Source organism: Streptomyces marokkonensis (genome assembly GCF_008312835.1).
GTDB classification, from domain to species: Bacteria; Actinomycetota; Actinomycetes; order Streptomycetales; family Streptomycetaceae; genus Streptomyces; species Streptomyces marokkonensis_A.
In genome coordinates, this window is record NZ_VSKS01000020.1 from 71,524 (window position 1) to 86,209 (window position 14,686).

At 73.7% G+C, this 14,686-nt stretch carries 13 protein-coding genes; 5 read left to right on the forward strand and 8 right to left on the reverse strand.

Annotated features, from left to right (window positions below; all coding sequences use genetic code 11):
* Positions 1-87 precede the first annotated feature (87 nt).
* From F1615_RS28355 to F1615_RS28370, 4 genes are all read right to left on the reverse strand, one after another.
* Entirely contained in the window at positions 88-1,506 is a 1,419-nt protein-coding gene (locus tag F1615_RS28355; protein WP_149551892.1) for a glycoside hydrolase family 16 protein, read from the reverse strand.
* Between the two features lie 284 nt (positions 1,507-1,790).
* The gene (locus tag F1615_RS28360; protein ID WP_149551893.1) at positions 1,791-3,896 is read right to left on the reverse strand and encodes an MMPL family transporter; all 2,106 of its coding nucleotides are present in this window, start codon (positions 3,894-3,896) and stop codon (positions 1,791-1,793) included.
* A gap of 131 nt (positions 3,897-4,027) precedes the next feature.
* A complete protein-coding gene (locus F1615_RS28365; protein ID WP_149551894.1) occupies positions 4,028-4,699 on the reverse strand; it encodes a response regulator in 672 nt (223 codons plus the stop codon).
* Positions 4,696-5,892 (reverse strand): sensor histidine kinase, encoded by a 1,197-nt coding sequence (locus tag F1615_RS28370; RefSeq protein ID WP_149551895.1) that lies wholly within the window; start codon positions 5,890-5,892, stop codon positions 4,696-4,698. Before F1615_RS28370 ends, F1615_RS28365 begins: the two co-directional genes overlap by 4 nt.
* A gap of 660 nt (positions 5,893-6,552) precedes the next feature.
* Between F1615_RS28370 and F1615_RS28375 the strand changes: the two genes are divergently transcribed.
* On the forward strand, positions 6,553-7,890 hold the full coding sequence (locus F1615_RS28375) for a 6-phospho-beta-glucosidase (protein ID WP_149551896.1): 1,338 nt from the start codon (positions 6,553-6,555) through the stop codon (positions 7,888-7,890).
* Between the two features lie 176 nt (positions 7,891-8,066).
* On the opposite strand, the gene F1615_RS28380 is transcribed toward F1615_RS28375, so the two are convergent.
* Positions 8,067-9,206, reverse strand: coding sequence for an ATP-grasp domain-containing protein (locus F1615_RS28380; protein ID WP_149551897.1), 1,140 nt, complete (start codon positions 9,204-9,206; stop codon positions 8,067-8,069).
* Between the two features lie 234 nt (positions 9,207-9,440).
* On the opposite strand from F1615_RS28380, the gene F1615_RS28385 reads away from it, so the two are divergent.
* A complete protein-coding gene (locus F1615_RS28385; RefSeq protein WP_388239069.1) occupies positions 9,441-10,301 on the forward strand; it encodes a metallophosphoesterase family protein in 861 nt (286 codons plus the stop codon).
* Positions 10,298-10,975 (forward strand): 4'-phosphopantetheinyl transferase family protein, encoded by a 678-nt coding sequence (locus F1615_RS28390; RefSeq protein ID WP_149551899.1) that lies wholly within the window; start codon positions 10,298-10,300, stop codon positions 10,973-10,975. The genes F1615_RS28385 and F1615_RS28390 overlap by 4 nt, the downstream gene beginning before the upstream one ends.
* Positions 10,976-11,034: 59 nt before the next feature.
* Here the strand turns inward: F1615_RS28390 and F1615_RS28395 are convergent, their stop codons facing one another.
* The 3 genes from F1615_RS28395 to F1615_RS28405 form a co-directional block, all read right to left on the reverse strand.
* Positions 11,035-11,271, reverse strand: coding sequence for a hypothetical protein (locus F1615_RS28395; protein ID WP_149551900.1), 237 nt, complete (start codon positions 11,269-11,271; stop codon positions 11,035-11,037).
* A 151-nt stretch (positions 11,272-11,422) separates the two neighbouring features.
* Positions 11,423-11,962, reverse strand: a complete 540-nt coding sequence (locus F1615_RS28400) for a toxin-antitoxin system, toxin component (protein ID WP_149551962.1) — start codon at positions 11,960-11,962, stop codon at positions 11,423-11,425.
* A gap of 31 nt (positions 11,963-11,993) precedes the next feature.
* The gene (locus F1615_RS28405; RefSeq protein WP_149551901.1) at positions 11,994-12,650 is read right to left on the reverse strand and encodes a helix-turn-helix domain-containing protein; all 657 of its coding nucleotides are present in this window, start codon (positions 12,648-12,650) and stop codon (positions 11,994-11,996) included.
* Positions 12,651-12,873: 223 nt separating this feature from the next.
* On the opposite strand from F1615_RS28405, the gene F1615_RS28410 reads away from it, so the two are divergent.
* Together F1615_RS28410 and F1615_RS28415 are read left to right on the forward strand one after the other, a co-directional pair.
* Positions 12,874-13,533 carry a hypothetical protein gene (locus tag F1615_RS28410; protein ID WP_208818425.1) on the forward strand — a complete coding sequence of 220 codons (660 nt, stop codon included), beginning with the start codon at positions 12,874-12,876 and terminating at the stop codon, positions 13,531-13,533.
* Positions 13,534-13,596: 63 nt separating this feature from the next.
* Positions 13,597-14,487 carry an FAD-dependent oxidoreductase gene (locus F1615_RS28415; RefSeq protein WP_167533882.1) on the forward strand — a complete coding sequence of 297 codons (891 nt, stop codon included), beginning with the start codon at positions 13,597-13,599 and terminating at the stop codon, positions 14,485-14,487.
* The last annotated feature ends 199 nt before the right edge of the window (positions 14,488-14,686 follow it).

Genomic DNA, 14,686 nt, shown 5'->3' on the forward strand with positions numbered 1-14,686 from the left:
GGGGGCCGGACATGCGGACGAGGGCTCCACACAGGTGTGGAGCCCTCGTCGCCTCCCGGCCGCGGGGCCGGGTACGGGGGGGGTGGGTCAGTGGCCGAAGGTGAACCAGTTGACGTTCACGAAGTCCGCCGGCTGGCCGCTGGTGAAGGTCAGGTAGACGTCGTGCGTGCCGGTCACGTCGCTGATGTTCGCCGGGATCGTCCGCCAGGACTGCCACCCGCCCGTGTTGCCCACCGCGAAACTGCCGATGGGGGCGTTGTTCCTGCTGTCCAGGCGTACTTCGACCAGCCCGCTGACGCCGGAACCGGCACCGCTCGCCACCCGCGCGGAGAACTGCCGGGCCGGGTCCGAGCCGAAGTCGACGCCCTTGTACTGCAGCCAGTCACCGCCCGCGAGGGCGCCCACGTTCTGGCCGCCGCCCGCGTCCGAGGCCGGCTCCTTCATCACGCCGGACTGGGCGTCGTAGGACTCGGCCTGGAGGGTGCCGTAGGCGTCGCGGTTGCCCGGGGTGCCGGGGTCACCGGGGTCGCCGGGGTCGCCGCCCCCGGAGGTCAGCACCTGTACGTAGTCGACGAGCATCGAGTGGCCGGGCCGGGTGCCCGCGTCCGGACCGCCGCCGAAGGCGTCGGGAAAGCCGCCGCCCATCGCCACGTTGAGGATGACGAAGAAGCCGTGGTCCGTGGCGTTGCTCCAGGTCGTCGCGTCGACCTGGTTCTCCCGCACGGTGTGGAAGTTGTCGCCGTCGAGGGAGAAGCGGATCTCCTCCACGCTCGTCGAGCGGTCCCACTCCATCCGGTAGGTGTGGAAACCGGCCTGGCAGCTCGTGCCCTGGCAGGTGGTCGAACCGCCGATGCCGCTGGTCTCGTTGCACGGGCCGCCCGGTGAGGTGCCGCAGTGCATCGTGGCGAACACGGTGTTCATGCCCTGCGTGTTCTCCATGATGTCCAGCTCGCCGACGGCGGGCCAGTTCCAGTAGTTGCCCCGGTAGGGGGCGCCGAGCATCCAGAACGCCGGCCAGTAGCCCTTGGCGGCGGCACCCGTGACGTTCGGGACCTGGATGCGGCCCTCGACGCGCAGCTTGCCCCCGGCCGGGGGCTGGAAGTCCGCGCGGTTGGTCTCGATGCGGCCCGAGGTCCAGTTGCCGGCGCCGTCGCGCCGCGGGGTGATGCGCAGGTTGCCGGCGCCGTCCAGGGAGACGTTGTCCGTGCTGGACGTCATGGTCTCGATCTCGCCCGTACCCCAGTTGGCGGGGCCGCCCGGGTAGCCCTTGCCGGTGGCGTACCGCCAGTCGGCGGTGTCGACCCCGCTGCCCGCGGGTCCGTTGAAGTCGTCGGCGAAGACCTGCGTCCAGCCCGACGGCGGAGGCGGCACGGAGGCGCTCGCGGACGTGCTTGCGGCGGTCGCCGCGCCCGCCGCGAGGGCGAGCGTGCTGACGACGGCGAGGAGCGCCCGCCGCACCGGACGGGGTCTGCGGAGCGTGCGGGGTACGCCGGAGGTGTCACTCATGGGGGGAAGCCCTCTCGGTACGGACGGTCTGTGCGGGGGAGTGCGGTCGAGAGCCCGGAACAACGCGTGAGAGCGCTCTCACAGCGACGCCAATGTGCTCTGCGGCCCCTTCGCCGTCAAGAGGTGCAGCCGGGAAAGTCCTTGCGGGCGTGGAGAGTTCACGTACCGAAAGACGCGAAAGGGTGCAAGTGGGCCCGGGCCCGGGTGAGGGCGCGGCACCCGGGACCGTCCCGGGCGCCGCGCCCCTCCCCCTGTTCGGCCGTGCGCGCGGCGGCGGCCCGCGCTCACACCGCTGTCGGCACGCGGGGCCGGGGCTCCTCCTCGGGCTCCTCCCGCAGGCCGAAGCGGTCGTGTGCCCGGCGCAGGGGCGCCGGGGCCCACCAGGCGCGCCGGCCGAGGACGGCCATGGTGGCCGGGACCAGGAGCATCCGGACGACCGTCGCGTCGATCAGGACGGCCAGGGTGAGCCCGAGGCCGATCTGCAGGATGGGTGAGAACCCGCCCGTCATGAAGGCGCCGAAGACCACCGCCAGGAGCAGCGCCGCGCAGGTGACCACCCGTCCGGAGCGGCGCAGCCCGGTCACCACGGCCTCGCGGTCGTCGCCGGTGCGCTGCCGGGCCTCGCGCATCCGGGCCAGGATGAACAGCTCGTAGTCCATGGCGAGTCCGAACGCGATCGCGACGATCAGCGGTGGCGCGGTGAGGCTGAGCGCGCCCAGCCCCTCGGCGCCCAGCAGCCCCGCCAGATGGCCGTCCTGGAACACCCACACGACCACGCCCAGCGCGGCACCCAGACTGAGCAGGGTCGTCGCGATGGTCCGCAGCGGCAGCAGGACGGAGCCGGTGAACGCGAACAGCAGCAGGAAGATCCCGGCCAGGACGGTCACGGCCGCCCACGGCCCCCGTTCCGCGAGCATCTCGCGGAAGTCGACCAGCCTGGCGGCGGTGCCCGTGACCTCGACCGGTTCGTCGCCGCGCACCTCCCTTACCCGCTCGACCAGTTCGGTCGCCTCCCGGCCGTCGGTCCCGCCGTGCGGCGGGATCTCGATCACCGCGGCGCCGTCCGGCAGTTCACGCGTCGCGGCACGCGGCGACAGCGCCCGGATCCGGCCGGCGGTCGCGGCGTCCGCGCCGGGTCCGACGACGACGGTGACCGGCGAGACCCCGGTGCCCGGCGGGAAGTGCCCGGTGACGGTGTCGTGCAGCTGCCTGGCCTCGGTGTCCGTGGGCAGTTGCCGGGCGTCGCCCACCGCGATGCTCATCCCGGACACGGGCAGCGCCAGGACCAGCAGCACCGGGACGACCACGGCCAGGACGGCGACCCTGCGCCGCGCCGCGAAACGGGCGACGCGGGCGAAGAACCGCCCCTCCTCGCCGCCCCCCGGCGTCTTCGCCGGCGGGATCCGCCCGCCGTACCTCGCCAGCAGCGCGGGCAGCAGGGTCAGCGCGGCCAGCATGTCGATGACGACCACGGCGGCGACCGCGAGGCCCATGCTGCGCAGGAACACACTGGGGAACACCAGCAGCCCGGTCAGGCTGACGGCCACCGTGAGTCCGGAGAACAGCACCGTCCGCCCGGCCGCCGCGACGGTGCGGTGCACCGCCTCGACGACGTCGCCGGTGCGCCGGCGCTCCTCACGGAACCGCACCAGCATCAACAGGGCGTAGTCCACCGCGAGTCCGAGGCCCAGCATCGTCGTCACCTGGATCGCGTACACGGAGATGTCGGTGACCGTGCTGAAGACGAACAGCGCCAGGAAGGCCCCCGCGATCCCGCTGACCGCGACGATCAGCGGCAGCAGCGCCGACCGGAGCCCGCCGAACACGGCGAGCAGCAGCGCCAGAACCACCGGCAGGGAGATCAGCTCCGCGTTCTTCACGTCCTCCTGGGCCCGCTCACCGAGCTGCTTCCCCAGCAACGGGCCGCCGCTCACATGGACATCGGGCGCGTCGATCTCCCGGATCCGGTCGGCCGCCGCGTCGAGCGTGCGCTCCTCGGCGTCGTCCAGTCCGCCCTTCAGCGCGACGGAGATGATCAGCGCCTGCCCGTCCCCGGCGGTCAGACCGGGCGTGGTGTACGGGTCGGGCACGGCGGCGACCCCGGCGACCTTCCGGACGTCTGCCACGGCCCGCTCGACGTCGGCGCGCAGCTCCGGGTCCGAGACGGCGGTGCCGGCCACCACGCCGGTGACCGACTCGCCCGCCGGGTCCACCCGGTCCAGGTACTGGGCGGCCGAGTCCGACTCGGTCCCGGGCACTTCGGGCACGTTGTCGGAGAGCCGCGCGAAGACTCCCGTCCCCAGGCCGAAGCCCAGCAGCAGAAAGAGCCCCCACAGGAGCATCACGGTCAAGGGGCGGCGGGTGGCCGCCCGGGCAAGTGCGGAAAGCACGGTCCCTCCCGGCGGGTGATGCGGCGTCAACACGCCTCAGACTCGTGCCGGGGGCCGGGTCGACGGATCGCCGGAGGGAGCGGTTCGCGGCCCTCGCCCGTACGGGGGAGACGGCCGCCCCCTCTCACTCCTCAGGGGGAGCCGGGCGTGATCAGCCCCGTCTCGTACGCGCAGATCACCGCCTGCACCCGGTCCCTGAGACCGAGCTTGCTGAGCACGTTGCTCACATGCGTCTTCACGGTGTGCTCACTGACGAACAGGGTCGTCGCGATCTCCGCGTTCGACAGCCCCCGGGCCAGCAGCCGCAAGGTCTCCACCTCGCGGGCGGTGAGCGCGTCCAGGCGCCGGGGTGTCGCGGCGTCGGCGGTGGCGTGCTCCCGGCGGCGCCGCACGATGTCCGCCACCAGCCGCCGCGTCACCGCCGGGGCGAGCAGCGAGTCACCGGCCGCGACCACCCGCACCGCGTGCACGAGGTCGTCGCGGCGGACGTCCTTCAGCAGAAAGCCGCTGGCACCGGCGTACAACGCCTCGTACACGTACTCGTCCAGGTCGAACGTGGTCAGCATGACCACCTTGCAGCCCGACTGCGCGCACACCCTGCGGGCCGCCTCCAGACCGTCCATCACCGGCATGCGGATGTCGAGCAGCAGCACGTCCGGCGTGTGCCGGCGGACCGCCGCGACGGCCTCCTCGCCGTCACCGGCCTCGGCGACCACCTCGATGTCGTCCTGGGCGTCGAGGATCATGCCGAAGCCGGCCCGGACCAGCTCCTGGTCGTCGGCGACGACCACCCGGATGCTCACCCGAGGGCCCCTTCGCGGTCGGCGGCCGCGGGCAGCCGTACGACGACCCGGAAGCCGCCGTCCGGGCCGCCGCCGGTCTCGGCGCTGCCGCCGCAGGCCGCGGCCCGCTCCCGGATGCCGATCAGCCCGTGGCCGCCGGCCGGCCCGGACGGGCCCCGTCCGTCGTCCGTCACCGTGAGGGTCACCTGGTCCTCCGCCCAGTCCAGCTCGACCACCGCGCGGGAAGCACGGGCGTGCTTCACGGTGTTGGTGAGCGCTTCCTGGACCACACGGTAGGCCGCGACCTCGGTGTCCGAGGACAGCGGGCAGGGTTCGCCCCTGGTGCGCAGTTCGGTGCGCAGCCCCGTGGACTGCTGAACCTGGCGGACCAGGCCGGGCAGGGCCGTCATGCCCGGCTGCGGAAACCGCCGCCCCGTCCCGCCGCCCGGCCGCTCCTCCTTCAGCACCCCGAGGATGCGGCGCAGTTGGGCCATCGCGTCCCGCCCGGTCGCCGCGATGGTGTCGAACGTCGCCTCGGCGCGCTCGGGGTCCTTGCGCACCACGACCGGCCCGGCCTCCGCCTGCACCACCATCAGACTCACCGCGTGCGCCAGGATGTCGTGCATGTCCCGGGCGATCCGGGCGCGTTCCTCGGCCCTCGCCCGCGCGGTGTCCGCGGCCCGCTCACGCTCCAGCCGACGGGCCCGGTCCTCCAGCTCCGTCGTGTAGGCGCGCTGCACGTGAGCGAGCATCCCCAGGGCGTAGGCGCAGACGAGTCCCATCAGATGGAAGGCGTACTCGAAGGGCTCCTTGTCCGTCTGGTGCTGCATGGTCGTGACGACCCCGGTCACCCAGCCCGCGAGCATCATCCTGCGCTGCCAGGGCCGTGCCACGGTGGCCAGGGTGTACAGGACGACCATCCCGCCGTACATCACGTCGGGCGGGGGCGCGTGGTAAAGGGCCTGCGCCGGGGTGGCGGCCGACACGGCCCACGCGGTCGTGCAGGGGGCGCGCCGCCGCCAGATCAGCGGTACGGCCGTGGCGGCGCCGAGCAGCCAGCCCTGCCAGGTCAGCGGGTCGTCGCCCTCGCCGGGAAAGATCCACTGCAGGGAGACGGCGAACAGCACGAGCGCGGCGAGCGCCGTGTCGAGGGCGTACGGATTCACCGGACGCCGGCGGGTGAGGACCGGCGGGAGGACGGACCGGAGGGACATGAGCGGCTCCTCGGGGCGGGGGCCGTCCCAGTATCACGAGGGCCCGGGAGCCCGGTCCTCACCGGTGAGAGGGATTTCGCGGCGCCGGAGAGGACGGTCCGTGCCCCGGCCGACGGGCCCCGGTCCCGGCCCGTCCGACGTCCGGCTGCGGCCCGGGGGCATGCGTGGCGGCGCGCGGGAGGTGATCCGGGGAGCGGGGCGGACGGGGCACGGACGGTCACTGGGCCGTCCCCGCGCCGGGCTGGTGCGGGGGCTGTCGGTGCGGGGCGCTGGAGCGTGGGGCCGGGCCGGAGCACCGAAGTGCGGTACGACGACCGGCACGGCGGCGGCCGCGGTCCTTGTCCGCGTACCGACCGCGGCCACCGGACGGCGTCCCCGGTGATCTGCCGGCCGTTCACCGTGACGCCCGAGTGCGGTGGTCCGTCGAAGGGCGGGCCGGGACGGGGAGGGCGCGGGGTTCGGGTCGGGTGGCCGGTGGTGAGGTCGGCGCGGGGAGCCGGGTGGTGTCCGCTCGCCGGCCGTGACGCTCGCGTGCGGTGGTCCGTCGAAGGGCGGGCCGGGGCGGGGGAGGCGGGCGCGGCGCGGTGGTGCGGAGCCCGTCGTGGGGGCCGCGCCGCGAGTAGGGTCGTCCCCGTTCGTCGTGGTGGGAAGGGTGCGGATGTGAGGCTGACGATTCTGGGCGGCGGAGGGTTCCGCGTGCCGCTGGTGTACGGGGCGCTGCTCGGGGACCACGCCGAGGGGCGGGTGACCCGGGTCGTCCTGCACGACGTGGACGCCGGCCGGCTGCGGGCGATCGCCCGGGTCCTGGCCGAGCAGGCCGCCGGCGTGCCCGACGCTCCCGAGGTGACCACGACCACCGACCTCGACGAGGCACTGCGCGGCGCCGACTTCGTCTTCTCGGCGATCCGCGTCGGCGGCCTGGAGGGCAGGGCGCACGACGAACGCGTCGCCCTCGCCGAGGGCGTGCTCGGCCAGGAGACGGTCGGCGCGGGCGGCATCGCCTACGGTCTGCGCACCGTGCCCGTCGCCGTGGACATCGCCCGCCGGGTGGCCCGCCTCGCCCCCGACGCCTGGGTCATCAACTTCACCAACCCGGCCGGCCTGGTCACCGAGGCCATGTCCCGCCACCTCGGCGACCGCGTCATCGGCATCTGCGACTCACCGGTCGGCCTCGGCCGCCGTATCGCCAGGGTGCTCGGCGCGCGGCCGCGGGAGGCGTGGATCGACTACGTCGGCCTCAACCACCTCGGCTGGGTGCGCGGTCTGCGCGTCGCCGGCCGGGACCGGCTCCCCGGCCTGCTGGCCGACCCCGCCCTGCTCGGCTCCTTCGAGGAGGGCAGGCTCTTCGGCGCCGACTGGCTGCGGTCCCTGGGCGCGATCCCCAACGAGTACCTGCACTACTACTACTTCAACCGCGAGGCCGTGGACTCCTACCGGCGGGCCGGGCGGACCCGGGGCGCGTTCCTGCACGACCAGCAGGCCCGCTTCTACGCCGGGACGGACGACCCCGGCGTCTCCGCCCTCGCCCTGTGGGACCGCACCCGCGCCGAGCGCGAGGCCACCTACATGTCCGAGAACCGGGAAGCGGCGGGCGCGGGCGAGCGCGAGGCCGACGACCTGTCCGGCGGCTACGAGAAGGTGGCCCTCGCCCTGATGCGGGCCGTCGCCCGCGACGAACGCACCACCCTGATCCTCAACGTCCGCAACCGCGGCACCCTCTCGCCGCTGGACGCCGACGCCGTGATCGAGGTGCCCTGTCTCGTGGACGCCGGTGGCGCGCACCCCGTCTCCGTCGGCCCGCTGCCCGACCACGCCACCGGACTGGTCTGCGCCGTCAAGGCCGTCGAACGCGAGGTGCTCGCCGCCGCACGGTCGGGTTCCCGCGCGACCGCGGTGAAGGCGTTCGCGCTGCACCCGCTCGTGGACTCGGTGAACGTGGCCCGCCGTCTCGTCGACGGCTACACCGCCGTCCACCCTGGCCTCGCCTATCTCGCATAGCCGCGGCCGGCCATGGCTTCGGGCCGGCCGGTCGCCCCCCGTGACAGCGACCGACCGACCCGAGCCCCCCGTTCCCCCGTGCTTCCCCCCGGCGGCTTCCCCAGTCGCCTACACCATCAAGAGCACCGGGCCCGGCCCCTGATACACCCCTGGCGGAAATTTCCCCGGAGAATTTTTCACCAGCGTGCCCCGGTCGCCGTCCGCGGTTCCACGGGCGCCGCCGGAGCCGGTACGGCACCCAGCGCGGGCGCGGGCGCGGCCGCGGGCACCTCCGCGCGCTGCTGCGGCAACGGCACCGGCAGCAACGGACGCGGACCGGCCACCACCGAGTAGTCCTGTCCGAGGAACGGCGGCACCAGCTCGCCGGGGTCGTCACCGAGCGCCAGCCGCACGGCGGCCCACGGGGCGTTCACCCCGCACAGCGACAACTGGTGCAGCCCGCCCGCCGGCCGGGTGTTGACGTCCATGAGCACGGGCCGCTCACCGAGCATCCGGAACTGGATGTTCGACAGGTGGTGCAGACCGAAGCCCTCCGCGATCCGCCGCGCCGGCTCCAGCCACCGGTCGTCCAGGGTGAAGCCCCTGCGCCGGCCGTTCTTGGTGCGTCCCACCGCCATCCGGACGCGATTGTCGGGCCCGGTCAGGCAGTCCACCGACACCTCGGGCTGCTCCAGCCGCGGCATCACCAGCCAGTCCACCGGCTCCTCGGCCCGCCGCACGGCGTCGAGCACCAGGCCGAGCGGCACGTACGGGCTCGGGAAACCGCTCAGCTGCGTGAGCGAGAAGGGGGCACGTGTGATCATCCGGAACCCGACCCCGCCCGCCCCGGACGCGGGCTTGAAACAGGCCCGGTACCCGCGCCCCTCCAGCTCGTCGACCGCCGCGACGAGTTCGTCCGCGCCACGCACCCGCCACCACGGCGGTACGGGCACCCCGATCGCCTGGACCGCCTCGTAGGCGATCACCTTGTCCTGGAACACGGCCACGGCCTCGGGCGGGGGCGCCAGCAGCGCCGTGCCGAGCGCCTCGAACTCGGCGCGGTGCGCGACGATCGCCGACTGGTGCAGCCGGGGCACGAACACGTCGATGCCGCGCCGCTCGCACTGGATGAGCGCGTACTCGACGTACGCGGCCGGGGACAGGCCCTCGGGCTCCGGTTCGGCGGTGTCGGCGGCGGCCAGCACGGGGGAGTCGGGGTCGCCGTGGGTGGCATGGATCTCGACGGCCCGGTCGCTGGGATTTCTCCGCAGCTGATCCATGAAGAACACGTTCTCCGCGTACGTGCGGTTGAGCCAGACGCGTACGCAAGAGACCATGCAGGCCGCCTTTCACGGTTCGCGGGCAGGGCTCAGCGGCCCGTTGCCCGGGCAGAGGTGGGGAGGGTCACCAAACCGCCCTGTGCGAAGGGCGTTTCACGGCGGTGGTGTCGGGGCGATCATACGGCTTCGGCGGCTGCCGCTGACACCACGTGCGGGAGACGGGTCGTGCTTGTTCCGGCGGCACGGATGTGATCTCGTGGTGGTGCTCGGTGACGGCTGAAGGGACCACGGGTGATGTCGGGGACAGGCGGCGGCGGACAGCTGTGGGCTATCAGCGATCTGCACATCGGCTACGCCGAGAACCGTGCCCTGGTCGAAGCCATGAGGCCCGCTTCGGACGAGGACTGGCTGCTGGTGGCCGGTGACGTCGCGGAGACCGTGGAGGACATCCGCTGGGCCCTCAAGACCCTCGCCGGCCGGTTCGCCAAGGTCGTCTGGGCGCCCGGCAACCACGAGCTGTGGACCCACCCGAGCGATCCGGTCACCCTGCGCGGCGTCGCCCGCTACGACCATCTGGTCGAACAGTGCCGCGACCTCGGAGTGATCACCCCCGAGGACCCCTACCCCGTCTGGGAGGGACCCGGCGGCCCGGTGGCCGTCGCACCGCTCTTCCTGCTGTACGACTACACGTTCCTCCCGCCCGGCTGCGTCACCAAGGACGAAGGGCTGGAGTACGCGCACGGCACCGGTGTCGTCTGCGCCGACGAGCACCTGCTGCACCCCGACCCCTACCCGAGCCGGGAGGACTGGTGCCGGGCCCGGGTCGAAGGGACGGAGCGCCGGCTCGCCGAGCTGCCCGACGGTCTGCCCGTCGTCCTCGTCAACCACTACCCGCTGCACCGCCATCCGACGGAGGTGCTCTGGTACCCGGAGTTCGCCATGTGGTGCGGCACCGCGCTGACCGACGACTGGCACCGCAGATTCCCCGTCCACACGGTGGTCTACGGCCATCTGCACATCCCCCGCACCACCTGGCAGGACGGTGTCCGCTTCGAGGAGGTGTCGGTGGGCTACCCGCGCGAGTGGCGCAAACGGAACCGGCCACCGGGGCGGCTGCGCCGGATCGTGCCCGGGGAGGGTGAGGGACGATGATCGAGGAACTGCTGCCGCAGACGGTGGTCGCCGTCGAGGCCTACGGCGACGAGGGCGTCGACGCCCCGCTGTACCCGGAGGAGGAGGCGCAGGTGGAGCGGGCGGTGCTCAAACGCCGCCGCGAGTTCACCGCCGTACGTGCCTGCGCCCGCCGCGCGATGGAGAAGCTCGGTGTGCCGCCGCAGCCCGTGCTGCCGGGAGAGCGCGGCGCCCCGCTCTGGCCGGACGGGCTGGCCGGCAGTATGACCCACTGCCGCGGCTACTGCGCCGCCGCCCTGGTCCGCGCCGATGACCTGGCGTCCGTCGGCATCGACGCCGAGCTCCACGGACCGCTGCCCGAGGGCGTCCTGCCCGCCGTGGCGCTGCCCGCGGAGGCGGAGCGGATCACCCGGCTGACCGGGGAACTGCCCGCCGTGCACTGGGACCGGCTGCTGTTCAGCGCCAAGGAGTCCGTCTACAAGGCGTGGTTCCCGCTCACCGGGAAGTGGCTGGACTTCCAGGAGGCGGACATCGACCTCTTCGCCGACGCCGGGGAAGCCGCTCAGGGCGGATTCCGCGCCACCCTGCTCGTGCCCGGCCCGCTGGTGGGCGGGCGCCGCGTGGACCACTTCACCGGCCGCTGGACCGCCCGGGGCGGCCTCGTCGTCACGGCGATCGCGGTCCCGCACACCTGACAGCGGCGCCCCGGGGCGGCGTGACCCGCCGCCGCGGGACGCCCGGCGCGGCGGCCGGCCTACCGCTCGGGGTGCCAGTCACGCAGCATGCGGAAGAACGCCTCCTCGTTGCCGGTCAGACCCGCCCGCGCCAGGGCGGCTTCCGCCTCGGCGAGCACGGACGGCGGGACGAGCGGGGGTCCGGGCGTGCCCGGCGGGCCGGGCCGGGTGTCGAGGGCGGCCCGGACGGTGTGCAGCAGGCGCAGATAGGCCTGGACGGCGGTGCGCTCGCGGTCGGTCAGTACGGCGGTGGGCATCGCTCGGCTCTCCCCGTGTCGTGGTCGTCGGTCCCACGCCCCCGCACACGGAGGGGACGCACCTCCAGCTTGCCGTCCACCACTGACAATCGGGCCGTACCGGGGGCCGGTTCGCCCGGCCGGCGGGGCTCGCGCGCCGGGGCGCGCCCGCTCAGCTCTGCGGACCCAGATACCCGAGCGACGCCCCGATGCGGCCCGCCAGATGGTCCCGCCGCACCGGCCCGCGCAGTGCGGAACCGGCCAGCCGGGTCCGGCACTTGCTGGCCAGCAGCAGACCGAACGCCTCGGCCTCCTTCTCCTCGGCGAGGTCGAACCGGGTGCGCGCGGCGACCCTCAGGACCGTCGCCCGCAAGGCGTCCTCGTCGGGGGCCGCACCCAGTAACCGGGTCGCGACCCCCGCGCCCGCCACATGGTGACCGCAGTGACCCGCCTTCATGTGCCACAGCTCGTGGCCGAGGATCACCAACTGGTGGTCGGGAGCCGTGCGTTCCTCGATCACCACGAGGTCCTGGTCCCTCATGTCGAGCCACAGCCCGCTCGCCGTCCCCGGCGGGAAGACGGCCGTACGGAACAGCACCGGCCGGCCGCGGCGCCTGCTCATCGCCTCGCACAGGGCGCCGTACAGATCGGCGGGCCGCGCCGGGACGGGAAGCGTCAGCTCCGCGACCAACTCGCCGCACAGGCGGCGCATTTCCCTACCGATGCCCACAGTTCTCCCCGGGTCACGCCTTGGGCCGCTGGACACTCTCCAGGAGCATGTCCAGCCACTCCGCGACCTTGTCGCGGTGCTGGTCGGTGGGCAGCTGCGCGGCCCGCCAGGCGATCCCGCGCACACCGTGGTCCTGCAGCAGCCGCTCCAGGGGGTCGGCCGTGACCGCCGCCGCCTCCCGCTCCCGGTCCGCCAGCTGCTGCAGCAGCTCCTGCTCGGTGTGCTGGAGGGCGCTCGCGAGCGCCTCGGGGTCCTCGGCGGTGAGGAAGCCGGCGTGCACCCGGAAGAACCGCTGGATGGCGTCGCAGTGCTCCATGGTGGGCCGCCGGTCGCCGTTGATCAGGGCGCCGGCCTGCTGCCGCGACATGCCGGCGCCGTCGGCGATCTCCTGCTGCGTGTACTTGCGGCCGTTCGGCTTCAGCCGGGTGCGGCGCAACAGGTCCAGCCGCTGCACGAACCGGGCCTGCACATCGGGCTCGCCCGCGGACCGGCCGCTCAGCAGCGCCCTGACCACGGGTTCCGGGACGCCGGAGGCGACGGACAGCCGGCGGACGTCGAAGACCTCGGTGTGCGCCACGCCGAGCCGGTCGGCGAGTGCGGTGACGCGGGCGACGACGGCCGGCAGCGCGGCCGTCGGCGCGGTGCCCGGACCCTCGAAGCCACCCGTCACCGAAAGATCTCCTACGTCTCTCACAGGCTTCTCACAAGCGATTGCCGTGAACTTCACGGAGACTAGCCGGTGGTTCGAACTCTCATCCAGGTCTCGCCACAACTGTGGCCAATTTCGGCCGTCAACCATCGTGGAATGCCACGATAGTTGACATGCCACACGTCCGGGCACCAGGATCGGGGCGCCGCGTCAGGGCCGCACAGGCAAGAGGGGTGACCTCCCGATGGCATATCAGGCAGGAGGGCAGCGGCCGGCACCGCGGCCCGTCCCCGGGACCCCCGAGGCCCAGGCCTATCTGCAGGACTACGCCGCTCTCCTGGAGGCGGCCCCGTTCCCCTCCCTGGTGGTGGACCACCGCTGGGACGTGCTGCTCACCAACAGTGCTTTCCGGACACTTTTCCAGGACGTCGAGCCGCATCCCACCGCCCTGCCCGTCGACAACTTCCTGCGGTTCGTCCTCTTCCATCCGGACGCCGCCACGGTCCTCGGCGACCACGAGTCGAGCTGGTGCCTGCCGATGCTGGCCCACTTCGCCAAGACCGTCGAGCGCCACGGCCACGACCACGGGCTGCAGGCCATCCGCCGCGACATCGCCCAGGACCCGATCATGGAGGCCGCCTACCGGCACGGGCTGCCGCACTGGCTCCGGGCCGTCGGCGAGCGGGCCGCCGAACACGACGGCGCCGTACGGCCGCTGCTGCACCCCGATCCGCGCTGGGGTGCCACGGACTGCCGCATCGTCGTCGAGACGACCGGGATCCTCCAGGAGATGGGCTGCGTCCGGCTGACCCTGGTCCTGCGCGAGACCCGCCGCGCCCCGGCCCCGGGCCGCAGGACCCGCCGCGTCGCATCCCACCTGCGGGTGGTGTCCGCCGTCGACTGAGCGGCCCCGTGCCGACTGTGTCCGCCCTGTTCCCGAACATGTGCTGTGTGACATAGTACTGACGTGAGCGAGCCGCTGACCTGCGATGTCGTGGTAGGCGCCGGGATGGTGGGCGCCGCCTGTGCCTATTACGCGGCCCGGGCCGGTCTCACCGTCACCGTCGTGGACCGGGGCTCCGTGGCCGGCGGGACGACCGGCGCGGGCGAGGGGACCCTCCTCGTCTCCGACAAGGCGCCCGGCCCCGAACTCGAACTCGCCCTGCTGTCGAACCGGTTGTGGGCGGAGGCCGCCCAGGAGGCGGGCAGCGCCGTGGAGTACGAGGCCAAGGGCGGTCTCGTCGCCGCCGGCACCCCCGAAGCCCTCGACGGGCTGGCAACGTTCGCCGACGCACAGCGGACCGCCGGGGTGACCGCCGATCCCGTCCCCGCCGACCGGCTCCACGACCTCGAACCGCTGCACGGCGAGGGGTACGTCCGTGCCGTCAAGAAGTTCTCCGGGGACGTACGCCGCGCCTACCGGATCGCCGAACTGGCCCCCGAACTCGACCTGCTGGCCGGCGCGGACGACGTCCTGCTGGACGAGATCCCGACGACGGCGGAACTCGCCACCACCGCGGACCCGGTGGCCCTGGAGGCGCTGCGCCCGGTCGCCGAGGAGATCGTCACCGCCGCCGCGGCCGGCGACCTCATCGCGTACGTCGCGGCCGACCAGCGCTTCCACCTCGGGCTGCTGGCGCTCGCCGGCAACGGCCACCTCGTCGAGGTCGTCAGGGACCTGCGCCGCCGCGCCCGCCTGTACGGGCTGACGGCGCCGGCGGAGCAGGGGCGGCTGGAGGCGTCGGCCGTGGAGCACCTGGAGATACTCGACGCGTTGCTCGCCCGCGACACGGAGACCGTAGGTGCCGTGATGACCCGCCACCTCGGGCACGTCCGCGGCCTGTGGGCCGCACCCTGACGGCGGACTCGCGCATCGGACGCAAGCGGCTCGCGTAGCACGGGCCGGCCGGCCGCTCGGTTCTCCGAGGCGGGGGCATGTCCGTCCCAGCCGGGGCAGTACCCCGCCCCCTGCCCGGCACGCCGCCGCGAAGTTACCCGTGCGTTCCGCACGTCGGAGTGATGACAGCGGTGACTGTGCGGGACGGTACGCCGCGTGA